The following is a 25,616-nucleotide window of genomic DNA, read 5'->3' as shown; positions in this document are numbered from 1 at the left end:
CTCAATGGTTGTGGCGGCTCTCGCCGCGCGTCTCGAGGATGTTGAGGTAGAGCGTCGCCGGCTCCAGGCAGCCGCCCGTGCCGAGCTGGCCCACCATGGAGCGGTAGATCTCCTCCCACGGCGTCTTGTGCTGCAGCTTGGGCGGCGTCCAGGCGGCGCGGCGGGCTTCCAGCTCCTCGGGCGGGATCAGCACGTCCACCTTGCGGGTCTTGAGGTTGATGCGGATTGGGTCGCCCGACTTCAGCAGGGCCAGCCCGCCGCCGACGGCGGCCTCCGGCGAGACATTGAGGATGGAGGGGGAGGCGGAGGTGCCGCTCTGCCGGCCGTCGCCCATGGTGGGCAGGCTGTGGAGGCCGGCTTTGATCATGGCGCCCGGCGGCTGCATGTTCACCACCTCGGCGCTGCCCGGATAGCCCACTGGGCCGCAATTGCGGATCACCAGAACGGTGTGCTCGTCCACGCCCAGATCGGGATCCTCGATGCGGTCGTGGTAGTCCTCGGGCCCCTCGAAGACGATGACCTTGCCCTCGAACACATCCTCGGGGTCGGAGAGGAAGCGCTTGCGGAAATCGGCGTCGATGACGCTGACCTTCATCACCGCGCTCTCGAACAGGTTGCCGGACAGCACCACGAAGCCCGCCTGCTCCTTCAGCGGCTCGGCATAGGGGCGGATCACCTCGCGGTCCGGCAGCGGCGCGCGCTTCAAATCCTCCTCCAGTGTCTGGCCGGTGACAGTCTTCACGCCGAGATGGAGCTTGCCGGCATCCGCCAGCTCCTTCATCACCGACTGCACGCCGCCGCCACGATAGAACATCTCGCCCAGGAAACGGCCGGCTGGCTGGCAATCCACCAGCAGCGGGACATCGGAGCCAATCTCCTGCCAGTCCTCGGTGGTCAGCTCCACGCCCATGTGGCGGGCGATGGCCACCAGATGCGGCGGGCAGTTGGAGGAGGCGCCGATGGCGCTGGCCAGCACGATGGTGTTCTCGAAGGCCTCGCGCGTCATGATGTCGGAGGGACGCAGGTTCTCCTTCACCATGTCCACGATGCGCATGCCGGTGGCGTGCGCCATCTGACCGCGCTCCCGGTAGGCGGCAGGGATGGAGGCGCAGCCGGGCAGCGACATGCCCAGCGCCTCGGCCAGGCTGTTCATGGAGAGCGCGGTCCCCATGGTGTTGCAGTGGCCGACGGAGGTGGCGGAGGAGGCCACCATCTGCATGAAGCCGTCATAGTTGATCTCGCCGGCGGCGAGCAGCTTGCGCGCTTCCCAGACAATGGTGCCGGAGCCGGAAAGGCGCCCCTTCCAGTGCCCGTCCAGCATTGGGCCGCCGGACAGCACGATGGCCGGGATGTTCACGGTGGCCGCGCCCATCAGGCAGGCAGGCGTCGTCTTGTCGCAGCCCGTGGTCAGCACCACGCCATCCAGCGGATAGCCGTGCAGGATTTCCACCAGCGAGAGATAGGCCAGGTTGCGGTCCAGCGCCGCGGTGGGGCGCTTGCCGGTCTCCTGGATCGGATGGATCGGGAATTCGAGGGGAATGCCGCCCGCGTCGCGGATGCCGGCCTTCACGCGTTCCGCCAGGGCCAGATGGTGGCGGTTGCAGGGGGCAATGTCGCTGCCGGTCTGGGCGATGCCGATGATCGGCTTGCCGGACTGCAATTCGGCCCGTGTCATGCCGAAATTCAGGAAGCGCTCGATATAAAGCGCCGTCATGCCCGGATCCTCCGGGTCATCGAACCAGCGCTGGCTGCGCAGCTTAAAGTGCTTCTTGGTCTGGTCCATTGCCTCGGCCCTCTGCTTCCACCCTGAGGGAGAACAGCCGGGCAGCGTGGCGCTGTCAATGGACCCAAAAGATGTCCGGGGGCCAGGCCCCCGGACAGGCAGAATCAGATCTGCTTCAGGTTGCCGGCGGAGATCTTGCCCTCGCGGCCCTTTTGCAGCTCGAACTCCACGCGCTCGCCCTCGTTCAGCCCCTGAAGGCCGGCGCGCTGCACATCGGTGATGTGCACGAACACGTCCTTGGAGCCGTCTTCCGGCTGAATGAAACCAAAACCCTTGGTCGGGTTGAACCACTTCACGGTACCAGTCGGCATCGCGGTGCTCCGTTAAGATGTAATTCCGCACCGCGACATGCGGAGCGGATCAACCTTCGATGGGACCGGGCACCAGGCACGCCGCACCTGCCACAAGAGCCGGTACGATGAAGGCAAGCCGAAACCAAAACCAGTCGACGGACTACATCTAGGGATGCTGGCCGGATATCACAACCGTAAAGGACATCCGATCGCGATTCAGCGTCCCGGGCCGACGAAGCCACCTTGACCGTGGCCGGGACCCTGGCCGGCATGGCAAGGCTGCGCGATTTTTCCGCTCATCCGCGCTAAAGCGGCGCCAATCATGCAAACGCACACCAATCGGACGCGCGCGACGCCGCGCCGCCATGCGGGAGGATGGACGCGCGAGCTGCGCGCCACCCTGATGCTGGCCTGGCCGCTGGCCATCACCAACCTGTCGCAGATCGCGCTGGTGCTGACCGACACGCTGGTTCTGGGGCGGATCGGCGAATTGCCGCTGGCGGCGGCGACGCTGGGCGGCAATCTCTACTTCATCGCCCTGGCCCCGGCCTTTGGCGCGGCCTTCGCCGCCTCCGCCATGCTGGCGCAGGAACGCGGGCGGGTGCGCCACCACATGCGGGAGATGCGCCGCACCGTGCGCGCCGCCGCCTGGCTGGGCATCCCGCTTTTCGCCCTGCTCGGCGCGCTGCTGTGGAACACCGGCGCCATCCTGGTGGCGGCCGGGCAGGACCCGGCCCTGGCGGCGGAGGCGCAGCGCTACAACCGGGCCCTGCTCTGGGGCATGCCCTTCTTCTATGGCTTCGCCGTGCTGCGCGGCTTCCTGGCGGCGCTGGAGCGGCCGGTGCCCGCCCTCTGGGTATCGGGCCTCGCCATCGGGCTGAACGCCGCCCTGCTGTACCTGCTGGTGGCTGGCGGCTTCGGCATCCCCTCGCTCGGCGTGATGGGCGCCGGCATCAGCAGCGCCATCGCCAATGGCTCCATGCTGGTGGCGCTGGCCGGCTGGATCATGCTGGACCGGAAATTGTCCCGCTTCCGGCTGATGGGCCGCTTCTGGCGCGCCGATTGGCGCCGCATCGGGGAAATGGTGGCGGTTGGCCTGCCCATCGCCGGCTCCATGCTGCTGGAGATCGGCATCTTCAGCGCCACCGCCCTGGTAATGGGCTGGATCAGCCCTTCGGCCGTGGCGGCGCATGCCGTGGCGCTGCAGGTGGCCAGCGCCTGCTTCATGGTGCCGATGGGTATCGGCCAGGCGGCGACGGCGCGGGTCGGCCTGGCCGCCGGGGCGGGCGACGCCATCGGCGCATGGCGGGCCGGCTGGGTCGCCATCGTGCTGAGCGGCGGCTTCATGGCGCTGACGGCCACAGCCCTGCTGCTGCTGGCCGATCAGGTGGCCGCCCTGTTCCTGGCGCCGGAGCTGACCGACACCCGCGCGCTGGCCGCCACATTGCTGATGGTGGCCGGGGTGTTCCAGCTGTCCGACGGGGTGCAGGCGGTCGCCGCCGGCGCGCTGCGCGGGTTGAAGGACACCCGCCTGCCGCTGCTGTTCGCGGCTCTGGGCTATTGGGGGCTGGGCCTGCCGATCGGGCTCGGCCTTGGCTTTCCCGCGGGCTGGGGGCCGCTCGGCGTCTGGATCGGGCTGGCCAGCGGGCTGGCCATCGTGGCGGTGCTGATGACGCTGCGCTGGGCGCAACTCGCCGGGCGCGAGGGCCCGGCGCTGCGGCGTCTGACGGCGCAGCCCGGCTAAAGCATTTTCACCCGATCAGGCGATCCCGCCCGATCGGGATCTGCTCTAGGCGCCCATCATCGCCGCGCCGGAGGGAACCGGTGCCCTTGGCCAGGGTGCCGCTTCGGTTCTACAGCTTTGGCTTCCCGCCGCAGAAGCCGAGAGCGCCATGCCCGATACCGCCTCCTCCAAGCCACGCGTTGCCTTTATCGGCAGCGGCGGGACCATGGCCTCCCTGGGGGAGAACGGGCTCGACATCCAGGATTACGGCCGTCATGGCCGGGTGATGGAAGCCGACGCCATCGTGGCGCGCGTGCCCGAGCTGGCGCTGGTCGCCGATGTGGTGCCCCGTCCCTGCAGCGCGGTGATCTCGACGCGCATCGGCTTCCGCGATTGGCAGGCCCTGGCCCGCGAATGCGACAAGGCGCTGGCCGAGATCCCCGGCCTCGCCGGCATCGTCATCGGCCATGGCACGGCGACGCTGGAGGAAACCGCCTATGCCCTGTCCCTCGGCCTGAAGATCGCGGTGCCGGTGGTGATGGTGGGCGCGCAGCGCCCCGCTTCGGGCCTGTCCACCGACATGGGCATGAACCTGTTGAACGCGGTGCGCGTCGCCGCCTGCCCCGAGTCGCGCGGTCTCGGCGTGCTGGTGCTGCTGAATGACGAGATCCAGGCGGCGCGGGAAGTGTCCAAGACCTCCACCTGGCGGCTGCAAACCTTCCGCACCCCGGATTTCGGCGTGCTGGGCCATGCCGACGCGGATCGCATCGCCTATTACCGCAAGCCGCTGCGCCGGGTGGCGCCAAACACCGAGTTCGACATCCGCGCGCTCGACGCCCTGCCGCGTGTCGACATCTGCTATTCCCATGCCGACGCCGACGAAACGGCGATCCGCGCCTTTGTGGCGGCCGGCGCGCGCGGCATCGTCAGCGCCGGCTTCGCCCCGGGCGGCCCGACCCCGGTGGAGCAGGATGCCCTGGCCGAGGCGGTGAAGCAGGGCGTGGTGGTGGTGCAATCCACCCGTGTCGGCAGCGGCCGGGTGGTGGCCGGCAGCAGGATGCGCCAACAGGGCATCCTTTCGGCCGACAACCTGACGCCACAAAAGGCGCGCATCCTGCTGGCCCTCGCCTTGACCGTGACAGCAGACCCTGCCGAGATCGAACGGATCTTCGCCACCTACTGAGCGCGGCAGCGGGACGGCCAGACCGTCCCGCAAGCCCGGCCCTAGACCGGGCTGAAGCGCATCGGGTCCACGGCGCGCAGGACGTAGTCATCGGCCTGCGGCGCGTATTCGGCCCAAAGCGAGGCCAGCGTCTCAATCGGATCGGCGTCGCGGTCCACCCGCAGATCGGCGTAAGGGAAGCTTTCGGTTCCCACGATCAGCAGCGCGGCGGAAACCAGCGGGCGGCCCTCGCCGCCCGCCGCCTCGCCGGCACGCAGCGCGGCGATCAGCCGGTCGCCCAGCGGCGCCTCGGGCTCCGCCACGAATGCCTCCACCATGCGCTGCGGCACCTGATCGCTGGCCAGGATGTTGCCGATGGCGACGCAATCGGCGCCCTGGGCGTGGTTGTGCGCCGGCTTCACCCGCGCGCCATGGAAGAAGGCGGTGCGCCCGGCGGCATCGATCGCCGCCAATTGCCGCCAGCCGATATCCGGCGTGCTGGCGGCCAGCGCGGCGATGGTTTCCGCGGCGGAGCAGCCGCTGCGCAACAGCTCGACGCCGCGCGGGCCAAGGCGCGGATCGGTGCGGTGCTGGGTCAGCACGCCGCCGGTCCCGGCCTGGAGAAACGGCACCCGCGCCCCGATGCTGAGGCCGGAGGTGGTGGCGACGGCGCCGAAATGGCCGGTGCGGATGCAGCGGCCGAGCAGGGAAAAGGTCATGGCGCGGCATTGGAGGCAAGGCGGCGCCGCTTGTCCATCGCCGGAGCAGTCAGCGCGCAAAACTCTGGCACCAATTATCGCCATTCGTTAGACTCACGAAATTGTGAGTATCTCCGCCGGAAAAGCCGGCAAATGCCCTCGCCTCGCGCGTCTGGTGGCCTTGCTGCTTCTGGCAGGCCTCGCCGGCGCGCGGGCGGAAGAACTGCCCGTCACCGGTGGCGATTTCGGTGGCGTCGGGCTGATCGAGATGCGCAATGCGCGCTTCCGGCCCGACGGGACGCTGGAAGCCGGCACCGCCCTGCGCCACCAGCGCCGCTTCTGGTTCCTGAACTTCCAGGCCTTGCCCTTTCTGGAAACCACCTTCCGCCTGACCGAGCGCCTGGACGCCACCAGCGGCCAGGACATGACCACCGACCGCGCCTTCGACCTGAAGCTGCGGCTGCTGGAGGAAGGCGAATACAATCCCGCCATCGCCATCGGCCTGCAGGACTTCATCGGCACCGGGCTTTATGCCGGGGAATACATCGTCGCCTCCAAGCGGTGGTGGGGGCTGGATGTTTCGGCCGGGCTTGGCTGGGGGCGCCTCGGCACCGGGGCGGAATGGAACAGCCCCCTCGCCATGGCCTCCGACACCTTGCGCTACAGGCCGCGCGATGTGGGGCGCGGCGGCACGGTGCAGACCGGCTTCTTCCGCGGGGAGGAGATGGCGCCCTTCGCCGGCCTGGAATGGAGCATCCCCTCCATCAACATGCCCTGGGGCGCGGTGGAGGGCTTGCGCGCCAAGGCCGAATGGTCCGGCGACGCGCTGCGGGACGAGCGCGGGGGCTATCCGGCCTGGCGCGGCGATCTGCGGGGCGAGGCGGCTTCCCGCGTCAATCTCGGCCTGCAATGGAGCAATGGCTGGGCGGATGCGGGCCTGCATTTCGTGCATGGCACCGACCTGCTGGCTCGCATCTCGTTCCGCATGGACCCGGCCGATCCGCCTGCATTTTCCCTCCCCGCCCCGCCTCCCCTCGCTTCCCGCCCGCGCCAGGCCAGGGGTGATGAGGCAATGGTTGCGCGGGCGGCCTTCGATGCCCTGGCCGCGGCCGGCTTCCGCGGCCTCGCCTTCCGGCAGGACGGTGGCGTGGCGGAGGTCGCGCTGTCCGGCGGCGCCTTCCGGACGTTGCCGCAGATCGCTTCCCGGGCCTTGCGGGCGATGCAGCCCGTGTTGCCGCCGGATCTGGAGATGCTACGGCTGCGCTGGTGGCGGGCCGGAGTTGAGATCGCCGTGCTGGAAGTGCCGCGCCTGACGCTGGAGGCACTAGCCGCCGGCATGGCCAGCCCCGAGGAAGCCTGGCTGGCCAGCCGCCTGCTGCCCCCAACCGGCGAAATCGCGCCCGGCACGCTGCGGGCGCCCGGCCCCTTCTGGGACTGGGAGGTGGGGCCGCGCCTCGGCCTGGCGCTCGGGGACCCGTCGCGCACCCTGCGCTGGCAGGCGGCGCTGGGGGCCGGGGCCCGTATCGGCCTTGGCCATGGCTTTGCCCTGGCCGGCGGCGTGCAGCAGGCCTTGTTCGGCAATCTGTCGGGCGGCCTTCCCTCGGACAGCCTGTTGCCGCATGTGCGCAGCGACTACGCCGAATATGCGCGGGAAGGCGGCACGGCGCTGGCGACGCTGTACGGCGAGCGGATCTGGAACCTGGCGCCGGATGTTTTCGCCCGCGCCTCGGCCGGGTATCTGGAACCCATGTTCGGCGGCATCTCCGCCGAGCTGCTGTGGCGGCCGCATGACCGCCCCTTTGCCCTTGGCCTGGACCTGAACTGGGTGGCGCAGCGGGATTTCAACCAGAAGCTTGGCTTCCAGGGCTACAGCGTCGCCACCGGCCATGCCTCGCTTTATGCCGACCTGCCGGTGTGGAACCTGTTCGGCATCGTCCGCGCCGGCCGCTACCTGGCGGGAGACTGGGGCGCGACCTTTGAACTGGGCCGGCGCTTCGACTCGGGCATCGAGATCGGCGGCTTCGCGACCTTCACCAATGTGTCGGCGGCGCAGTTCGGCGAGGGCTCCTTCGACAAGGGGCTGTATGTCCGCATCCCGCTGGCGCTGTTCGGGCGGCAGGATGCCGGGCTCGGCAGCGCCGTGATCCGCCCGGTGCAGCGCGATGGCGGCCAGCGCCTGTCGGTGGACAACCCGCTCTGGGAGGTGACGCGCGACGGCCGCCAGGACGCGCTGCGCCGGGGCATCGGCGGCTTCGCGCGATAAGCGCATGGCTGCCGGTTCTTGACCGGAGGCCCCCGGCACCCGACTTTCAACTGCGACACAAAAGGCGCCTTTCACCGGGCGCGCTGAGGAAAAAGCAGATGAGCGAAAACACCAAGGCCGTCAGCGACGACAGCTTCAAGCAGGATGTGCTGGGCGCTTCCGGCCCGGTTCTGGTGGATTTCTGGGCCGAATGGTGCGGCCCTTGCCGCATGGTGGGCCCGATCCTCGACGAGATCGCCAAGGATTATGCCGGCCAGTTGACCGTGGCCAAGGTGAACATCGACGAGAACCCGATGACGCCGAACGAATACGCGGTGCGCGGCATTCCCACCATGATCTTGTTCAAGGACGGCAAGCCGGTGGACACCAAGGTCGGCGCCCTGCCCAAGAGCGCCCTGAAGGACTGGATCGCCGGCGCGCTGGCGAAGTAATCCTCCGGCGCCATCACCGCAGGGAAGGCCTCCTTTGTTCCTTTCGCGTCCGTTCCGCTTCCCGGCGCTCGCGCTGGCCCTGACCATGGCCGGCGCCACCGCCGCCTGCGCGCAGGGAGGCGGGGCGCAAGGCCCGGGAAGTCCGGGCGCGGTGGTGCGCAGCGAGGCCGCCAGTTTCCGCGTCGCCACCTTCGCCGCCGGGCTGGAGCATCCCTGGGGCGCCGCCTTTCTGCCGGATGGCCGCCTGCTGGTAACCGAACGGCCGGGGCGGCTGCGGCTGCTGGGGCGCGATGGCGATGTTTCGCCGCCCCTGGCTGGCGTGCCCGCGGTGGCGGCGGCCGGACAGGGCGGGCTGCTCGACATCCGGCTGGCGCCGGATTTCGCCGAAACGCGTGAACTTTATCTTTGCCACGCTGCCGCGACGCGCGGCGGCAACCTGACCCGGCTGGTGCGGGCGCGGCTGGCCGCCGATGCGCGGTCGCTGGAAACCGTGCAAACCCTGCTGGACGCCGCGCCGGCGCAAACCGGCAACGGCCATTATGGCTGCCGCATTGCCTTTGGCCGCGACGGAAAGCTTTACCTGACCACCGGCGACCGGCAGCGCAACCCGGAGCGGGCGCAGGATGGCTCCGACCTCGCCGGCAAGCTGCTTCGGCTGGAACGGGATGGCCGCCCGGCGGAGGGCAACCCCGCCCTGCCCGGCGCCCGGCCCGAGATCCTCGCCCTCGGCCTCCGGTCGCCGCAAGGATTGGCGCTCAACCCGGCCACCGGCACCTTGTGGGAGGTCGAGATGGGCCCGCGTGGCGGGGACGAGGTCAATCTGGTCCGCCCCGGCGCCAATTTCGGCTGGCCCGTGGCCGGCCATGGCGTCGCCTATAGCGGCGCGCGGATCCACGAGGCCCCTTCCCGGCCCGGCATGCAGGACCCGCTGCGCCATTGGGTGCCCTCCATCAGTCCTTCCGGCGCCGCCTTCTATGCCGGCGATGCCTTTCCCGGCTGGAAGAACAGCCTGTTCCTCGGCACGCTGAGCAGCGCCGGCCTGTTGCGCCTTTCCGTCGAAGGGGATCGCATCACCGGGGAGGAGCGGCTGCTCTGGGGCCAGACCCGCATCCGCCATGTGGTGCCTGGCCCGGATGGCCTGTTGTACCTGCTGACCGATGAAAGCCGCGGCCGCGTGCTGCGGCTGGAGCCCACGGAAGGTTAGTCCGACAGGCCCAGCCCGCTGAACCATTCGGCATAGGGCGTGTTGCGGGCCATGCGGCGGTTGAGGTCGGGGGCGCCGTCATTCCACCAGACCGGGCCCCTTTCCCCCAGCGCGTGCTTCGCCGCATCCACCCGTTGCCGCGCCGCTCCCCGCGCCGCTTCATCGCCTTGCCGCATCGCCTGCTGCTTGGCGCGGCGGGCCGCCATCAGCTCACGGGTCAGCCGGGCGCGGGTGGCCTCGTCCAGCGCCGGGTTGGCGCGGCGCCAGAGCCGGCCGCGCACCACGAAATAGCGCCCGTCCGGGGTCACGGGATGCTCCGCCGGCACAGCCTGCCCTCGCCTCATTCGCCGAACATGTAGGCCTGCACGAACAGGATATGCGCCCGCATGACCCGGCGCGCGGCATCACGGTCCCGCTGCCGCACCGCCTCCACCATGGCGTGGTGCTGCTCCTGCAACGTCGCCCGGTGCCCGGCGGTGTTGCCGCGCGCCTTCAGCCTTCCCCAATCCGTGCGTTCCCGCACCCGCGCCAGGGAGCGGCTCATGGCGATCACGGCGTTGTTGTGGGTGGCCTGGGCGAAGGCGTCGTGCAGCGCCGCGTCCCAATGCTCGAAGGCGGGCAAATCGGGGGCGTCGTCGGTGCCGCGCAGGCATTCATCCATGCGGGCGAGATCGGCCTGGGTGGCGCGCGCCACCGCCAGGGAGATCATGTCCGGCTCCAGGATCAGCCGGCATTCCACCACGTCCGAGGGGCTGAGCGCCTCCTGCTCCGCCGATGCCGCCGGCGGCGCGCTGCGGAAGGTGCCGCGCCCCACATGCCGGTGGATCAGCCCCTGTTGTTCCAGCGCATCCAGGGCGCGGCGCACCGTGTTGCGGGCAACGCCGTATCGCAGCCCCAGCGCCCGTTCCGTGGGCAGCTTCTCGCCCGGCATCCACTGGCCTGCCCGCAGGGCCTGTTCCAGCGCCGCCTGCAGCCCCGCCGCGCCCACGCCCTCCTCTTTTGCCCTGGAAAGACCAGGATGCATCTTGACCGGATCAACCATTCCGTGAACCATAATGGCTAATTGGTTCAGCGCAAGAGCATATTGGTATAGGAGTCCGAGATGAAGCTGGCGATGGTCAAGCAGAGCGGCACGCCCCGGCTGGCACGGGTGGATGCGGAAGGGCGCCGCTTCTGGCCGGTGGCCACGCTGGCGCCGGACCTGCCGCAAGACATGGCATCGCTGATCGGCGCGCTGGCCGGCGGCGCCACCCTGCCCGAGCCCTCCGGCGAGGGCGAGGCGCTGGACCCCGCCATGCTGCTGGCGCCCCTGCCCAACCCGCCGCGCAACATCTTCTGCGTCGGCAAGAATTATTACGCCCATGCCCGGGAATTCGCCGGCAGCGGCTATGATTCCTCCTCGACCAGTGCCGCCGACGCCATCCCCAAGGCGCCGATCATCTTCAGCAAGCCCTTCACCTCGGTGTCAGGCCCGTGGGACGACATCCCGCTCTGGCCCGGGATCGATGAAGGCGTGGATTACGAAGCGGAGCTGGCGGTGGTGATCGGCCGCGGCGGCCGCAACATCCCGAAGGCCGAGGCGATGGCGCATGTCTTCGGCTACACCGTGGTCAACGACGTCACCGCGCGGGATTTGCAAGGCACCCATAAGCAATGGCTGCTGGGCAAGGGCATTGACGGCTTCTGCCCCATGGGTCCCTGGATCGTCACCGCCGATGAGCTGGATGCGCACGCCATGCGCGTCACCTGCACGGTGAATGGCGAGAAGCGCCAGGATGCCGTGACCGCCGACCTGATCTTCGACATCCCGACGCTGATCGAGACGATCTCGCGCAGCATGGCGCTGTTGCCGGGCGACGTGATCGCGACCGGCACGCCGGAAGGCGTCGGCATCGGCTTCAAGCCGCCGCGCTTCCTGCGCGATGGCGACGTGGTGGAATGCGCCATCGAGGGCATCGGCCGCATCCGCAACACGCTGCGCCGGATGGGCACCGACTGATCCCGGCGCCGGCCCCGACGGGCGCGGCGCCGATCCACAAGGGGAGCGGAACGGAGGCGCGGCGACAGATCGCGCCCCGATATCCGGCAGGTCCAGGAAAGCCGGGCGGATGACCGCCCGCGGGAGGAGAACACTTGCTGCCTCGTCGAAGGCTGATCGCGGCCCTGGGCGCCGCGGGATGCATGCCGCTCGCGGCCCGGGCCCAGGAGGCCTGGCCCAGCCGTCCCGTCCAGATGATCGTCGCCTTTCCGCCGGGCGGGCAGGCGGATGTCACCGCCCGCCCCACCGCGGCGGCGCTGGAGCGGGTGTTCCGCCAGCCCGTGCCGGTGGTGAACCGCCCGGGCGCCGGCGGCATCCTCGGCAGCGCCAGCGTCGCGCGGGCGGCGCCGGATGGCTACACGGCGCTGATGGCGCTGTCCTCGCTCGGCGTGCTGCCGGAAAGCGAGCGCATCATGGGCCGCAGCCCGGCCTACACGCTGGACCAGCTCGTTCCCGTTGCCCGCATCACCGCCGATCCCACGGTGCTGCTGGTGCCGGCGGCGTCGCCCTGGCGCACGCTGGAGGATTTCATCGCGGCGGCGAAGCAGCGGCCCGGCGCCATCACCTATGGCTCTGCTGGCAACTATTCGACGCTGCATGTGGCCATGGCCATGCTCACCGGCTCGGCCGGGATCGACCTGCTGCATGTGCCGTTCCAGGGCGGCGGGCCGGCGTTGACGGCGCTGCTGGCCGGCACGCTGGATTCGCTGGCTTCCGGCCCCGGCCCCGCCCTGCCGCATGTGCGGGAAGGGCGGCTGCGCGCCCTCGCCTGCTGGGGGCGCGAGCGCATCCCCGGCTTCGAGGAGGTGCCCACCTTCATCGAGCGCGGCCATCCGGAGGTCGAGTTCTACATCTGGTCCGGCGTGTTCCTGCCGGTGGCGACGCCGGCCCCGGTGCAGGAGCGCTGGCGCCAGGCGCTGCGCCAGGCCTGCGAGGGCGACGAGGCGCTGAAGCGCGCGCTCGATGCCGCCGGCAGTCCCCTCGCCTACCAGGATGGGGAAGCGTTCCGGGACTTCTTCCGCGAGGACACGGCGCGCCTGGTGCGCGCCGTGCAGCGGATCGGCAGGGTCGAGTAGCGAAAAGGATGCAGCCCATGACCTCGGTCATCACCCGGCGCGGCCTCGGCCTGCTGACCGCCGCCGCCCTCCCCCTCCCCGCCCTGGCGCAGGAAGGCGCCTGGCCTTCTCGGGCGGTGCGCATCATCGTGCCCTTCGGCGCCGGTGGCTCGGCCGACCTCGCCGCGCGCAACCTGGCGGAAGCCTTTTCGCGCGAGCTGGGCCAGCCCTTCGTGGTGGAGAACCGGCCCGGCGCCGGCGCCTCCATCGGCACCGAGGCCGCGGCGAAGGCGACGCCCGATGGCTACACGCTGCTGATGATGTCCAACACCCACACGGCGAACGAGACGCTGCTGCCGAACCGGCCTTATGTGCTGATGCGCGACCTCGCCGCCGCCGCTTCGGTGAACATCGCCCACCATGTGCTGGCTGTGCATCCCTCCCTGGGGGTGAGCAGCGTGGCCGAGCTGGTCGCGGCCGCGAAGGCAGCGCCCGGCAGCATCAACTACGCCTCCTCCGGCCCCGGCACGCCCTATCACATCGCCGGCGAGGTGTTCCGGGCCATGGCCGGCATCGAGATCCAGCACGTGCCCTTCCGCTCTTCCGGAGAGGCGCGCACGGCGCTGATCTCCGGCACCGTGCCGATGATGTTTGACGCCATTCCCACCATGCAGCCGCATGTCGCCGGCGGCCGCGCCCGGGCGCTGGCCACCACCGGCCCGCGGCGCGACCCGCTGATGCCGGATCTGCCCACCGTCGCCGAGGCGGGCCTCGCCGGCTACGAGGCCTCCATCTGGCTCGGACTGATGGTGCCGGCGCGGACCCCCGCCGCGGTGGTGGAGAAGCTGAACGGCACGGCGAATGCCTGGCTCGGCCGTGCGGAAACCCGCGACAGCATGGCGAAGCAGGGCGCGCAGCCCATGCCGATGTCGCCCGCCGCCTTTGATGCCTTCCTGCGGCAGGACATCGAAACCCAGCGCCGCTACGTGCAGATGGCGCGGATCGAGGTGAACTAGGATGACAACCGCCCTGTCCGTGGCCTTCACGCTGAACGGCCTTCCGGTCGCGCTGGAGGCGCCGGAGGGCATGACGCTGCTGCAGGCCCTGCGCGGGCCACTGGAGCTGAGCGGCCCCCGCTTCGGCTGCGGCGCCGAGGCCTGCGGCTGCTGCATGGTCGCCCTGGATGGCGAGCCGCGGCCGTCCTGCACCCTGCCGGTGGAGGCGGCGCGCGGCCGCGCCGTGGAAACGGTGGAAGGGCTGGGCAGCCCGGAAGCGCCGCACCCCTTGCAGGAGGCCTTCCTGGCCGAGCAGGCGGGGCAGTGCGGCTGGTGCCTCTCCGGCATCCTGGTCAGCGCCGCCGCCCTGCTGCGCCGCGATCCCGATCCGGACGAGGCGGCGGTGCGGGCGGCGCTGGAGCCGCATCTTTGCCGCTGCGGCGCGCAGAACCGGATGCTGCGCGCCGTGCTGCGCGCGGCGCGGGCGATGCGGCCATGAACCTCGCCTTCAATGCCGGGGCGCACGGCAACGCCCCCGCCCTGCCCGGCAGCCTCAGCGTCGAGCCGCGCCTGTCCCGCTGGCTGAGCTTCTCGGCCGAGGGCCATGTCACCGTGACGCCGGGCAAGGTGGAGATCGGCCAGGGCATCCTGACCGCGCTGGCGCAGATCGCCGCCGAGGAGTTGGAGGTCGCGCTCGACCGGGTGCGCGTCATGCCGGCCTCGACCCCCAACAGCCCGAATGAGGGCGTCACCTCCGGCAGCCTGTCGGTGCAGGAAAGCGGCACCGCCATCCGCCATGCCTGCGCCGAGGCGCGGGCCATCCATCTTGCCGCCGCGGCGGCGCGCGGCGGGCTGCGCCCCGAACAGGTGACGCTGCGGGACGGCAGCTTCCTGGGCCCCGATGGCGCCGTGATCGGCTCCTACTGGACACAGGCCGAGGCGGCGTTGCTGGAGGTGGAGGCGCGCGGCGACGTGGCGCCCCGCCCCGCCTCGTCACGGCAGGTGGCCGGGCATTCCGCGCCGCGCCTCGACCTGCCGGACAAGCTGTTCGGCCGGCCGCGCTTTCTGCATGACTGGCGCTGGCCGGGCATGCTGCATGCCCGCGCCGTGCGCCCGCCCGCGCGCCGGGCGACGCTGCTGGATGTGGCGGATGGCGCGTTGCCCGCCGGCGCGGACATGCTGCGCGACGGCAGTTTCCTGGCCGTTATCGCCGTGGAGGAATGGGCCGCCGAGGCCGCCGCCGCACGGCTGGCGCGCCGCGCCCGCTGGAAGGCCGAGGACAGCCTGCCGGAGGAGAACGACCTTTCCGCCTGGCTGGACGGCACGCCGGCCGAGCCAAGCGTGGTCGCCGAGCGGATCGGCCCCGCCCTTCCACCGGCCCACAGCCTGTCGGCCTGCTTCACCCGCCCCTTCCTGGCGCATGCCTCGATCGGCACCTGCTGCGCCGTGGCGCTGTGGCGGGAGGGGCTGCTGGAGGTCTGGACGCACAGCCAGGGCCTCTACAACCTGCGCGCGGACCTTGCCGTGACGCTGGGCCTGCCGCCGGAGCGTGTTCTGCTGCGGCATGTCGAGGGCCCCGGCTGCTACGGCCATAACGGCGCCGACGACGTGGCGCTGGATGCCGCCCTGGCCGCGCGTGCCCATCCGGGCCGCCATGTGCGCGCCCTGTGGAGCCGCGCCGAGGAGCTGGGCTGGGGCCCGCTTTCCCCCGCCGGGCTGATCCGGATCGAGGCGGGGATCGATGGCAGTGGCCAGCTTTGCCACTGGAATGCCGAACTGCGCGGCAACGGTCATTCCTCGCGCCCTGGCCGCGCCAAGGACCCGACGCTGCTGGCGGCAGCGCATCTCGATCCGCCCTTCCGCCTGCCGGTCGCCATTGACGCGCCGCTGGCCGGCGGCGGCGGCGGGCAACGCAACGCGGTGCCGGGCTACAGCATCCCCGCCCTGCGCGTCACCATGCACCGCCTTCAGGACATGCCGATCCGCAGTTCCGCCCTGCGCGGTCTCGGCGCGCTGCTGAATGTCTGGGCCATCGAATCGGTGATGGACGAGCTGGCGGCGCTGGGCGGCCAGGACCCCGTCGAATTCCGCCTGCGCCACCTGCCGGATGATGCGCGGGCGCGGGCCGTGCTGCGCGAGGCGGCGGCGATGTGTGGCTGGCCGCGCCGGGCGGCGGAGGATGGTGTCGGCACCGGCATCGCCGTGGCGCGCTACAAGAACAGCGGCGCCTGGTGCGCCGTGGCGGCCGAGGTGGAAGCCCAGGACGTGGTGCGTTGCCGCCGCCTGTGGATCGCCGCCGATCTGGGCGAGGTCATCAATCCCGACGGCGCCGCCAACCAGCTGGAGGGCGGCGCCATCCAGGCCACCTCCATCGCGCTGAAGGAAGCGGTGCGGTTCGACCGCCGCGCCGTCACCAGCGACAGCTGGGAGGCTTATCCGGTGCTGCGCTTCTCCGAGGTGCCGGCGGTGGAGCTGCGCCTGCTGCCGCGCCCCGAGGAAAAGCCGCTCGGCGCCGGCGAGGCCTCGCTCGGCCCCACCATCGCCGCCATCGCCGGCGGCATCCATGCGGCGCTCGGCATCCGCCCGCGCCGCCTGCCCTTCACGCCCGACACCCTCGCCGAAGCCATGGAGTAGGCGCTTGCCCGAGAATCTTCGCCTGTCGCTTGCCTGCACCGTTTCCGACCGCACCCGCCCGATCCTGGACGGCCGCGTGGCGGTTCCCGGCGTCAGCCTGACCACCCTGCCGGGCGAACCGGAGGACATCTTCCGCCGCGCCCTGCGCGACCGCGCCTTTGACATCACCGAATTGTCCATGGGCAGCCACATCGTCACCACGGCGCGCGGCGACGCGCCCTATATCGGCATTCCGGTCTTTCCCTCCCGCGCCTTCCGCCATTCCGCCATCTATGTGCGCGCCGATCGCGGCATCCGCGGCGCGGCCGACCTGGCGGGACGCCGCATCGGCCTGCCGGAATACCAGCAAACGGCCGCCCTCTGGGTGCGCGGCATCCTGCGCGAGCATTACGGCGTGGACAGCCGGGGCATCGCCTGGCGCACCGGCGGGATGGAGGAGCCGGGCAGCGGCGAGCGCGTGGCGCTGACGCTGCCGCCGGGCCTGGACGTGCAGCCGATCGGCCCCGGCGAAACGCTGAATGCCCTGCTGGCGGCGGGCGAGCTGGATGCCGTGATCAGCCCGCGCCCTCCTTCCTGCTTCACCCGGCAGGAAGCGCCGGTGCAGCGGCTCTACCCCGATTACCGGGCGGAGGAGGAAGCCTATTTCCGCGCCACCGGCTTCTTCCCGATCATGCATTGCATCGCCCTGCGGAAGGAATTGGCGGCGGCGCATCCCTGGCTGCCGCTGGAATTGTTCCGCGCCTTCGGCCGCGCCCGCCGCATGGCGCTGGAGGAGCTGAGCCTGGTGAATGTGCTGCGCGCCTCGTTGCCCTGGATCGCCGCCGAAGCGGAGGCCCAGACCCGGATCATGGGCGGCGATCCCTGGCCCTATGGCTTCCGCCGCAACCGGGACGAGGTGGCGGCGATGATCCGCTTCGCCGCCGCCGACGGGCTGGCCGCGCAGGAAATCGCGCCCGAGGCGTTGTTCCATCCCAGCGTGCTGGACGCGGCGCCTTATACCAAGTCTCTCTGATCAGCACCCATGAGCCCATTCTCGCAGGCCGATGGAGGTGATCTTCCAGGGCTGGCTGATGAGGGTGTTCCAGGCGAAACAGCAGTGGTCGACGATGTCGGCGTAGGATTTGAAGACCCGGTTGGCCAGCCAGTTGTCGCGCATGAACTGCCAGATGTTCTCGACCGGGTTCAACTCGGGTGAGCGGGGCGGCAGGGGCAGGATGGTGATGTTGCTGGGCACAGGGAGCTTGGGACTGGTGTGCCAGGCGGCCTGATCGACGATGAGGACGGCATGGGCGCCCGGTGCGATCGCCTGGGCAATCTCCACCAGGTGCAGTTCCATGGCCGCGGTGTTGCAGAAGGGCAGAACCAGGCCTGCGCCCTTTCCCTCGCGCGGGCAGATCGCGCCGAAGATGTAGGCCGAGCGGGTCCGCTGGTCACGTGGAGCACGCGGACGGCTGCCACGCAGAGCCCAGCGGCGGCTGATGGTGTTCTTCTGGCCAATCCTGGCCTGGTCGGCGAACCAGATCTCTACCGGGGTGTCCGGCGGCCTTGCCTGGGCAAGCTCTGCCAGGCGGGCAGCGAAGTTTTTTTAAATGCCTCCACCTGCTCCGGATCCTGGGCATGGTGCTGCGGCCGCGCGGAGATCTTGCGCAGGCGGAGCGCCCGCATCTCCCGGCTGAGGGTCTGCTTGGCGATCGAGAGACCGTATTCCTCAAAGAGCCACTGGGCCAGGTCGATCAGGCGCCAGCGGACCACACCGTGGATCGCGGGTGTCGGGCCTGTCTCCACCCTGCGCAGAAGCTGCTGACGCTGCTCGTCGTTGAGCTTCGAAGGCTGACCTGGCGCCTTGGCGTCGATCAGCCCAGCAGGGCCCGTGGCGTTGAAACGCAAAACCCAGTCGCGCAAGGTTTGCAGACCGACACCGCCGACCCTGGCCGCCTCGCCGCGGCTGCGGCCTTCGTAGATCTCGGCCAGAGCCAGCAGGCGCCGGATCTGGCCCGGGTCCTTGCTCCGCCGCGCCAATCTGCGCAGCGCCGCAGCATCAAAGTCACCCCGCAGTTCCACCGCGGCCGCCATGGCCAACTCCACACCGTTCGCCACTTTGAATCAGACCTGCGGCCCGGCGGGAATCCTCGATGAGTCTCGTTCACAGAGACTTGGTATTAGAGCAGATCCCGATCGGGCGGGATCACCTGATCGGGTGAAGATGCTCGACAGAACAAGATCTGGAGCATTTGAAGTAAGCCAGTGCGAGCGGAAAATGCTCCAGCCTGACGGCTTCCGCGGCAGCGGCCCTGGAGCGCGACGGCATCCCCCTCCGGGGTGCGCCGCCGCGCCGGTTCTCAGGCGGTGGGCGCCGTGTCCGCCCGGTTGCGCACCACGAGGCCCCAGAGGCGCGGCCCGGCCAGGGCCAGGACGGCGATCAGCAGGATGCACAGCGAGACGGGGCGGGTGATGAAGGTGGTCCAGTCGCCCTGGCTGATGGTCAGCGCCTGGCGCATCGCCTGCTCGGCCATCGGCCCCAGGATCATGCCGATCACCACCGGCGCGGTGGGGAAGTCGAAGCGGCGCATGAACATTGCGATGATGCCGATGCCGTAGAGCAGCAGCAGGTCCACCACGCTGTTGCTGATGCCATAGGTGCCGATGGTGGCGAACACCAGGATGCCGGCATAGAGCTGCGGCTGCGGGATCTTCAGGATGCGCGCCCACAGCCCCACCAGCGGCAGGTTCAGCACCACCAGCATGATGTTGGCGATGTAGAGGGAGGCGATCAGCGTCCACACCAGATCCGCCTGGGAGGTGAACAACAGCGGCCCCGGCTGGATGCCATAGGACTGGAAGGCCGACAGCATGATTGCCGCGGTGGCCGAGGTCGGCAGGCCCAGCGTCAGCATCGGCACCAGCACGCCCGCGGCGGCGGCATTGTTGGCCGCCTCTGGCCCGGCCACGCCCTCGATGGCGCCGGTGGTGCCGAATTCATGGCGGTGCTCCGGCCGCACCAGCTTGCGCTCGGCGTAGTAGCTCAGCATGGTCGGCATCTCGGTGCCGCCGGCGGGCATGACGCCGAAGGGGAAGCCCAGCAGCGAGCCGCGCCACCACGGCCCGACCGAGCGCTTCAGGTCCTGCTTCGACATCATCAGGCGGCCGACCTCGCGCACCTCCTGCTTGCCCCCCACATGGGTCCAAGCGAGGTAGAGCGTCTCCCCCACCGCGAACAGGGCGACGGCCACCAGCACCACGTCGATGCCGTCCAGCAGTTCCGGCACGCCAAAGGTCAGGCGCGGCTGGCCGGTCTGCAGGTCGATGCCCACCAGCCCGATCAACAGCCCGAGGCCGAGCGAGGCGAGGCCGCGCAGCGCCGAGCCGCCCAGCACCGCGGACACCGTCGCGAAGCACAGCACCATCAGCGAGAAATATTCGGCCGGGCCGAGCTTCAGCGCCAGTTCCACCACCACCGGGCCGATAAAGGAGATGCCCAGCGTGCCCACCGTGCCGGCGACGAAGGAGCCGATCGCGGCCGTGACCAGCGCCGGCCCGGCGCGGCCGTTCTTGGCCATCTTGGCGCCTTCCAGCGCGGTGATGATGGAGCCCGATTCACCCGGCGTGTTGAGCAGGATCGAGGTGGTGGAGCCGCCATACATCGCGCCGTAGAACACGCCGCAGAACAGGATGAAGGCGCCGGTGGCCGAAACCTGGAAGGTGATCGGCAGCAGCAGCGCGATGGTCAGAGCGGGGCCGATGCCGGGCAGCACGCCAATGGCGGTGCCAAGGAAGCAGCCAAGCAGCGCCCAGCCGAGATTGGTGATGGTCAGCGCATTGCCGAAGCCGAGCGCGAGGCCGGACCAGACATCCATTGGTCAGAGAACCCCTTCCAGGATGCCGGCGCCGATATTGACGCCCAGCAGCTTGTCGAAGGCCAGGAACGCGCCGAGCGACACGGCGATGCCGATGCCCAGGTCGCGCAGCGGATGGCGGCTGCCAAAGGCGGCCGCCACCAGCACGAACTGCGCCGTGGCCGCGAAAACAAAGCCCAGGCTGCCGATCAGCACCAGGTTGGCGATCAGCCCCGCGCCCAGCAGCCCGAGCGCCCGCCAATTGGTCGGCGGCAGGTGCTCCACCTCCTCGATGCCGTGCGACCAGCCGCCGCGCAACGCGGACAGGACCAGGCCGATGCCCACCGCGACCACCAGCCCGCCCACCACATAGGGCATGAATTTCGGCCCGACCTGTGCGTAAAGCGGCGTCACCGGGATCACCATCGCCTGCCACAGGCACAGCATTCCAAGCAGCAGCACGAAGATCGCGACCACGAGATCCGGCCCGGCTCCGGGCTTCGGCCGATCCATCCCTTGTTTCCTTATTCCGGTATTCAGATCAGGCCGACTTCGGTCAGCACCTGCCGCGTCGCCGCCTCGTCCTGCTTGAGGAAGGCGTCGAAGGCATCGCCGGACAGGAAGGCGTCGTCCCATCCCTGGCGTTGCAGCAATTCCTTCCAGGCGGGCAGCGCGTGCAGCTCGGTGACGAACTTCACCAGCTTGTCGCGCGCCGCGGCGTTGAGGCCGGGCGGGCCGAACACGCCGCGCCAATTGCCCAGCACGATGTCGATGCCGCTTTCCTTCAGCGTCGGCACGTTCTCCACCGAGCGCGTTTCGCCGGAGGTCGCCAGCGCCCGCATCCGGCCCGCCTTGATCTGCTCCGCGAACTCCGAATAGCCGGAGATGCCGGCCTTCACCTGGGCGCCGAGGATCGCCGCCTGGGCCGGCCCGCCGCCGGCGAAGGCGACGTAGGATGCGTCCTTGGCCGAGCGCCCGACCGACTTCAACAGCAGCCCCAGCAGGATGTGGTCCATGCCGCCGGCGCTGCCGCCGGCCACCGAGGTGCCGCCGGGATTGTTTTTCAGCGCGTCGATGAAGCCCTTCAGGTCCTGGATGTCGCTGTTGGCGGGCACGACGATGATGCCGGGCTCGCTGGTCATGCGCGCGATCGGCGTCACGTCCTTGATGCCCACCGGGGATTTGTTGGCCAGCACCGAGCCGACCATGATGGCGCCCGCCACCATGATGGCGCCCTCCCGCCCGCGGCGCTGCGCCACGAAGCGCGGCAGCCCGACGGTGCCGCCGGCGCCGCCGACATTCTCGAACTGGAAGGAGCCGACCATTCCGGCCTGGCGCGCCACCTGCTCCATGGCGCGGCCAAGGCCATCCCAGCCGCCACCGGGGCCGGCCGGGATGAACACGTTCATGGTGGCGTAGTGCTGCTCGGCCGCGCGGGCGGCGCAAAGCGGCAGCAGGGCACCCGCCGCCGCAGCGGAGAAAAGGGTACGACGCAGCATTCTCGTGTTCCTCCGGCCATGAACTGGCGACGATTCGAGGTTGGCCGATAGCCGCCACCACGGCAAACCGCAATGCGCTGACCTGTTCGCCGTCATGCAGCTGTGATCCGAAAGCCGCGCCGCGCAACACAATGGCGCGGCGCCCCCGCTCAGGCTTGCACCGCCCCGCCGCCCCTCCCATTCTGCGCCTGCGGCAAGGGGGTTTGTTCTGGATGCGGCGATGCTGGGGCCTCGTGTTGGCGCTGCTTGCGGTGCCCTGGGCCGGTGCAGGCACACCCGGCCTCCAGGCGGCCACCCCCGGCCCGGCGCAGCAATCCCGTCCCGCCCCTCCGGCGGAGCGCGAGCTGCTGGTCGCCAATGAACTGGGCCTCGGGCTGAGGGAACTGTATGTGACGCCGGCCGGCAGCGTCGAGCCGGGGCGTGACCGCCTGGACGAGGAAACCCTGCCCACGGGGGCGACGCTCCGCCTGTCGCTCGGCCGCAGCCGCCTGTGCCTTTACGATCTTCGCGCCGTGCTGGCTGATGGCAGCGTGGAGGAACGGCAGGGCCTCGACACCTGCCGCAATCCGCGCGTGACGCTGGGCGACCCCACCGCACCCATGCGCATGGCCGTGGTGGTGAACGACACCGACATCGCCATCCGCGAGCTTTACGCCGCGCCGGCCGGCGCGCCCGGCCGCGGCGCCGACCGCCTGGGCAGCGAAACGGTGGAGGCGGAGGCCAGCTTCGAGCTGCGCCTCGGCCGCACGCGTTCCTGCCTGTTCGACATCACCGTCGTTTTCGAGGACGACACCACGGAGGAACGCCGCCGCGTGGATCTGTGCCGCCGCACCCGCATCGCCTTCGGCGACCCCGCCATTCCCTGGCGCGAGGCCGAGATCGCCAACGGCGCCAATCGCGGCATCCGGAACCTGTATGCCGCCTCGGCCGGCAGCGTGGAGCGGGCGGCCACCGCGCAGCCCAATGGCGAGGACTGGGGCAATGACCGCCTGGGCAACGTCACGCTGGAGCCCGGCGACAGCTTCCGCCTGCGGCTGCGCAGCCGCGACTGCCGCGTCGACCTTCGCGCCATCTACGATGATGAAAGCGCCGAGGAGAAGCGGGCGGCCGATCTGTGCGCGACATCGCGCATCCTGTTCGACGGCAGCGGCGTGCCGCGCCCGCCGGAACGGTCCTTCGCCCTGGTGAACCGCCACGCCGCCACGGTGCAGCAGGTCTTCGCATCGGGCATCAGCAACAGCGACTGGGGCGAGGACCGCCTGCCCGACGGCCCGCTGGAGCGCGGCACCCGCGCCGACATCACCCTGCGCAGCGATTGCGAGCTGGACCTGCGCATCCTGTTCGCCAATGGCGGCGCCGAGGAGCGGCGCGGCGTGAATGTCTGCGACAACAGCCTGATCGTGCTGCGCCCCGGCTGGACCCTGGCGGAACGCCTGGACCAGGGTGCCGGGGTGGCGGATCGCGGCCCGCCGCGTGAAGGCAGCGTGCGGCTGCGCAATGCCGGCGCCACGCCGCTGGTGGAGTTGTATGTCGATCCCGCCGATGCGCAGCCGCAGGCGCAGAAGGGGCCGGACCGCCTGGGCAACACGGTGCTCGGGCGAGGGGAAACGCTGGATTTCCAGCCGCCCCTCGGCGTCGGCTGCATTGCCCGGCTGCGCGCGGTGTTCCGCGACGGGCAGGAAGTGGTCCGCCCCGAATTTGACCTGTGCTCCGGCACCGAGGTTTCGCTGCCCGAGGTGGCTGCGCCGGGCGGGGCGGCCAGGCCATGAGGCGCGGCGTCGCGGCGGCCCTGCTTCCCCTGCTGGCCTGCCTGTGCGCGATGCTGCCGCCCCTGGCGGCGCGGGCGCAATCGCCGGGCGCGGTGCCGCCCGCCCTGCGCGGCGCCTGGTTCAGCGGCGAATGCGCGGCGCCGGATGCGATGCTGCAGCTCACCGCGCGCGCCGCGGCGCGGCTGCCGGAAGGCGGGCCGGCGCGGCTGGTCCGCTTCATCTCGGTGCAGCCGCAAGGGGAATGGCTGGTGGGTACGGGCGGCGGCCCCGAGGCACCGCGGCTGATGCTGCGCGGTGAGGCGCAGGCGCTGCAAACCGCGGAGCCCGACGGCAAGCTGCGCGATGACCGCCTGCCAGGGAACACCCCCTTGGCGGATTGGCGGCGCTGCCCCGCGCCGCCGCCCGCCTTCGCCTTTCGACATGGGGAGGGCATCGCCATGCTGGGCACGCTGGAAACGCTGGAAGCGGGCTGCGCCCCGCCCGCCGGCGGCGTCCCCGCCTGCGTCGATGCCCTGCTGGCGGCGGGCGACGTGTCGGCCGACCGGCTGCTGTCGGTGGCGGAGCTGGCGCGGCTGCTGCGGGGCATGGCCTGGATCCTGGCCGCCGCCGAGGACGCCACGCCGGAGCGCCTGCTGATGGCCGGTGGCGGCGGGCTTGTGGTGGGGGTCGTCACGGCCCGCCTGCTGATGGACAGCCTCGATTACGATGGCGACCACCGGCTTTCCGCCGCGGAGCTGGCGCAAGACCGCGGAACGCTTTCCGCCGGCGGCGGCGCGGCGGCCGGAACGCCCGTGTCCCTGGAAGGCGCGCAAGACGCCGTGGCGCTGCTGCGCGGCCTGGTCGGCGGGCTGCTGCTCGGCCCCTGAGGCCCGCTGCCCCGTGAGGCGAGCGATCGCGGCCTCAGCCGGGCGCGCGCCCCTGGCCCAGCATCAGCGATCCCGTCACCGGGCCGAAGCCCATGGCGCGGCGGGCGAAAAAGGTCTTGAGCCGCGGCATCCGCTCCACCATGCCGAGGCCCAGGCGGCGCGCCAGCCGCAGGGGCGGCAGGCGGTTGCCGAACAGCCGCTCCAGCGCATGGGTGGCGCCCAGCATCAGCAGGGCATCCGGCCGCCGCGCCGCCTGGTAGCGCGCCAGCAGGCCGGGTGATCCCGGGTCCTCGCCCCGCTCCGCCGCCGCGATCACCAGCTCGGCCAGGGCCGCCACGTCGCGGAAGCCAAGATTGAGGCCCTGCCCGGCGATCGGATGGATGCCATGCGCGGCATCCCCGGCCAGGGCCAGCCGCTCGGCGGTGTAGCGCATGGCGTGCATGGCGGTCAGCGGATAGGACCAGCGGCGGCCGATCGGGGTGACGCGGCCCAGATGGTCGCCCATGCGGCGCTGGATCTCGCGCCCGTATTCGGCATCCGGCAGCTTCAGCATGCGCTCGGCGATGGCGCGCTTTTCCGACCAGACGATGGCCGAGGCGTTGGGGTGCTCCGGCGTCGGCGCCAGGGGCAGCTGCGCGAAGGGGCCATGGGGCAGGAACATTTCCAGAGCCAGCCCATCATGCGGGTGTTCATGCGCCACCGCCCCCACCAGCCCCATCTGGTGGTAGTCCAGCGTCGCGGTGCCGATGCCGGCCTGCTGCCGCAGGGGGGAGCGGCGGCCCTCGGCACCGACCACCAGCCCCGCCCGGATCACGGCGCCGGTGGAAAGGCGGATCTCGGCGCCGTCGGCGCGGCGCGTCACCTCGGCCCGCGCCGGGGCATGCACGGAAAGGTGGGCCAGTTCCCCCATCCGGGCATTCAGCGCCATGCGCAGCGCCCGCGCCTCCACCATCCAGCCGAACGGTCCTTCGCCCGTTTCGGCGGCGTCGAAATGCAGCGCCATGCGGCTCGGCGCCTCGCCCACCTCACCATCGATGCAGCGGATGCGGGTGATCGGCCCCGGCGCCCAGGGCAGCTTCGCCCAGACCCCGGCGGCTTCCAGCAGGTTGCGGCTGGTGAGCGCGATGGCATAGGCCCGGCCGTCGAATTCGGGCAGTTCCATGGGCGGCAGCGGCGCGCTGTCCACCACCGCCGTGCGCACGCCGGCGGCGGCCAGGGTGGTGGCGAGCGCCGCGCCCACCGGCCCGGCGCCGATGACGCAAACCGCCACGTCATGATGGGAGAAAGGGGGAACAGGCTGGGAGGCGGGGTGCATGCGCCCATCATGCCGCCGGATGCGCCTGCCCGGAAGGCCATGCGGCCGCCAACAC

At 70.8% G+C, this 25,616-nt stretch carries 23 protein-coding genes; 13 read left to right on the top strand and 10 right to left on the bottom strand.

Going from position 1 to position 25,616, the window contains the following annotated elements; all coding sequences use genetic code 11:
- Position 1: 1 nt before the first annotated feature.
- Together F0Q34_RS01480 and F0Q34_RS01475 are read right to left on the bottom strand one after the other, a co-directional pair.
- Positions 2-1,783 carry an IlvD/Edd family dehydratase gene (locus F0Q34_RS01480; RefSeq protein ID WP_149810364.1) on the bottom strand — a complete coding sequence of 594 codons (1,782 nt, stop codon included), beginning with the start codon at positions 1,781-1,783 and terminating at the stop codon, positions 2-4.
- A 104-nt stretch (positions 1,784-1,887) separates the two neighbouring features.
- A complete protein-coding gene (locus tag F0Q34_RS01475) occupies positions 1,888-2,094 on the bottom strand; it encodes a cold-shock protein (protein WP_149810363.1) in 207 nt (68 codons plus the stop codon).
- Between the two features lie 304 nt (positions 2,095-2,398).
- On the opposite strand from F0Q34_RS01475, the gene F0Q34_RS01470 reads away from it, so the two are divergent.
- Together F0Q34_RS01470 and F0Q34_RS01465 are read left to right on the top strand one after the other, a co-directional pair.
- Positions 2,399-3,820 (top strand): MATE family efflux transporter, encoded by a 1,422-nt coding sequence (locus F0Q34_RS01470; protein ID WP_174241962.1) that lies wholly within the window; start codon positions 2,399-2,401, stop codon positions 3,818-3,820.
- Between the two features lie 148 nt (positions 3,821-3,968).
- Positions 3,969-4,982 (top strand): asparaginase, encoded by a 1,014-nt coding sequence (locus F0Q34_RS01465; protein WP_149810362.1) that lies wholly within the window; start codon positions 3,969-3,971, stop codon positions 4,980-4,982.
- Between the two features lie 41 nt (positions 4,983-5,023).
- Here F0Q34_RS01465 and F0Q34_RS01460 read toward each other — a convergent pair whose 3' ends face one another.
- A complete protein-coding gene (locus F0Q34_RS01460; RefSeq protein WP_149810361.1) occupies positions 5,024-5,680 on the bottom strand; it encodes a DUF1028 domain-containing protein in 657 nt (218 codons plus the stop codon).
- Between the two features lie 154 nt (positions 5,681-5,834).
- Here F0Q34_RS01460 and F0Q34_RS01455 point away from each other — a divergent pair, with 154 nt between their 5' ends.
- The 3 genes from F0Q34_RS01455 to F0Q34_RS01445 all read left to right on the top strand — a co-directional run bounded on the left by F0Q34_RS01455 (position 5,835) and on the right by F0Q34_RS01445 (position 9,557).
- Complete coding sequence (locus F0Q34_RS01455; RefSeq protein ID WP_241665256.1) at positions 5,835-7,922, top strand: YjbH domain-containing protein; 2,088 nt, start codon at positions 5,835-5,837, stop codon at positions 7,920-7,922.
- A 98-nt stretch (positions 7,923-8,020) separates the two neighbouring features.
- Entirely contained in the window at positions 8,021-8,353 is a 333-nt protein-coding gene (trxA, locus tag F0Q34_RS01450; protein ID WP_149810360.1) for a thioredoxin TrxA, read from the top strand.
- Positions 8,354-8,387: 34 nt separating this feature from the next.
- Positions 8,388-9,557 carry a PQQ-dependent sugar dehydrogenase gene (locus F0Q34_RS01445; protein WP_241665255.1) on the top strand — a complete coding sequence of 390 codons (1,170 nt, stop codon included), beginning with the start codon at positions 8,388-8,390 and terminating at the stop codon, positions 9,555-9,557.
- On the opposite strand, the gene F0Q34_RS01440 is transcribed toward F0Q34_RS01445, so the two are convergent.
- The gene (locus F0Q34_RS01440; RefSeq protein WP_241665254.1) at positions 9,554-9,865 is read right to left on the bottom strand and encodes a hypothetical protein; all 312 of its coding nucleotides are present in this window, start codon (positions 9,863-9,865) and stop codon (positions 9,554-9,556) included. The genes F0Q34_RS01445 and F0Q34_RS01440 overlap by 4 nt on opposite strands.
- 32 nt (positions 9,866-9,897) lie before the next feature.
- Positions 9,898-10,599 carry a FadR/GntR family transcriptional regulator gene (locus F0Q34_RS01435; protein ID WP_241665253.1) on the bottom strand — a complete coding sequence of 234 codons (702 nt, stop codon included), beginning with the start codon at positions 10,597-10,599 and terminating at the stop codon, positions 9,898-9,900.
- 60 nt (positions 10,600-10,659) lie between these two features.
- On the opposite strand from F0Q34_RS01435, the gene F0Q34_RS01430 reads away from it, so the two are divergent.
- From F0Q34_RS01430 to F0Q34_RS01405, 6 genes are all read left to right on the top strand, one after another.
- Positions 10,660-11,556, top strand: a complete 897-nt coding sequence (locus F0Q34_RS01430) for a fumarylacetoacetate hydrolase family protein (protein WP_149810357.1) — start codon at positions 10,660-10,662, stop codon at positions 11,554-11,556.
- Positions 11,557-11,690: 134 nt separating this feature from the next.
- Entirely contained in the window at positions 11,691-12,671 is a 981-nt protein-coding gene (locus tag F0Q34_RS01425) for a tripartite tricarboxylate transporter substrate binding protein (RefSeq protein WP_241665252.1), read from the top strand.
- Positions 12,672-12,688: 17 nt separating this feature from the next.
- Positions 12,689-13,666: a tripartite tricarboxylate transporter substrate binding protein gene (locus tag F0Q34_RS01420; protein WP_149810356.1), complete on the top strand. Its 978-nt coding sequence runs from the start codon at positions 12,689-12,691 to the stop codon at positions 13,664-13,666.
- Position 13,667: 1 nt separating this feature from the next.
- The gene (locus F0Q34_RS22455) at positions 13,668-14,144 is read left to right on the top strand and encodes a (2Fe-2S)-binding protein (protein ID WP_149810355.1); all 477 of its coding nucleotides are present in this window, start codon (positions 13,668-13,670) and stop codon (positions 14,142-14,144) included.
- Positions 14,141-16,279: a molybdopterin cofactor-binding domain-containing protein gene (locus tag F0Q34_RS01410; RefSeq protein ID WP_241665251.1), complete on the top strand. Its 2,139-nt coding sequence runs from the start codon at positions 14,141-14,143 to the stop codon at positions 16,277-16,279. Before F0Q34_RS22455 ends, F0Q34_RS01410 begins: the two co-directional genes overlap by 4 nt.
- Before the next feature lie 4 nt (positions 16,280-16,283).
- Positions 16,284-17,291, top strand: coding sequence for a substrate-binding domain-containing protein (locus tag F0Q34_RS01405; protein WP_149810354.1), 1,008 nt, complete (start codon positions 16,284-16,286; stop codon positions 17,289-17,291).
- Here the strand turns inward: F0Q34_RS01405 and F0Q34_RS01400 are convergent.
- From F0Q34_RS01400 to F0Q34_RS01385, 4 genes are all read right to left on the bottom strand, one after another.
- Positions 17,292-18,352 (bottom strand): IS630 family transposase gene (locus tag F0Q34_RS01400; RefSeq protein WP_149810353.1). Its coding sequence is split into 2 segments (ribosomal slippage): positions 17,292-17,860 and positions 17,860-18,352, totalling 1,062 coding nucleotides; the frame shifts between segments, so codons are not numbered across the junction.
- A gap of 266 nt (positions 18,353-18,618) precedes the next feature.
- The gene (locus F0Q34_RS01395) at positions 18,619-20,133 is read right to left on the bottom strand and encodes a tripartite tricarboxylate transporter permease (protein ID WP_149810352.1); all 1,515 of its coding nucleotides are present in this window, start codon (positions 20,131-20,133) and stop codon (positions 18,619-18,621) included.
- A gap of 3 nt (positions 20,134-20,136) precedes the next feature.
- Positions 20,137-20,625 (bottom strand): tripartite tricarboxylate transporter TctB family protein, encoded by a 489-nt coding sequence (locus F0Q34_RS01390; RefSeq protein WP_149810351.1) that lies wholly within the window; start codon positions 20,623-20,625, stop codon positions 20,137-20,139.
- Positions 20,626-20,648: 23 nt separating this feature from the next.
- The gene (locus tag F0Q34_RS01385) at positions 20,649-21,611 is read right to left on the bottom strand and encodes a Bug family tripartite tricarboxylate transporter substrate binding protein (protein ID WP_149810350.1); all 963 of its coding nucleotides are present in this window, start codon (positions 21,609-21,611) and stop codon (positions 20,649-20,651) included.
- 236 nt (positions 21,612-21,847) lie between these two features.
- Between F0Q34_RS01385 and F0Q34_RS01380 the strand changes: the two genes are divergently transcribed.
- Together F0Q34_RS01380 and F0Q34_RS01375 are read left to right on the top strand one after the other, a co-directional pair.
- Positions 21,848-23,380 (top strand): hypothetical protein, encoded by a 1,533-nt coding sequence (locus F0Q34_RS01380; RefSeq protein WP_149810349.1) that lies wholly within the window; start codon positions 21,848-21,850, stop codon positions 23,378-23,380.
- Positions 23,377-24,246: a hypothetical protein gene (locus tag F0Q34_RS01375; protein WP_149810348.1), complete on the top strand. Its 870-nt coding sequence runs from the start codon at positions 23,377-23,379 to the stop codon at positions 24,244-24,246. Before F0Q34_RS01380 ends, F0Q34_RS01375 begins: the two co-directional genes overlap by 4 nt.
- A 34-nt stretch (positions 24,247-24,280) precedes the next feature.
- Here the strand turns inward: F0Q34_RS01375 and F0Q34_RS01370 are convergent, their stop codons facing one another.
- Positions 24,281-25,561 (bottom strand): UbiH/UbiF/VisC/COQ6 family ubiquinone biosynthesis hydroxylase, encoded by a 1,281-nt coding sequence (locus F0Q34_RS01370; protein ID WP_149810347.1) that lies wholly within the window; start codon positions 25,559-25,561, stop codon positions 24,281-24,283.
- Positions 25,562-25,616 lie beyond the last annotated feature (55 nt).

It is taken from the genome of Teichococcus oryzae (genome assembly GCF_008386565.1).
GTDB lineage: Bacteria > Pseudomonadota > Alphaproteobacteria > Acetobacterales > Acetobacteraceae > Pseudoroseomonas > Pseudoroseomonas oryzae.
The sequence above is the reverse complement of the archived record's forward strand: the minus strand, read 5'-3'. Positions and strand labels throughout refer to the sequence as shown.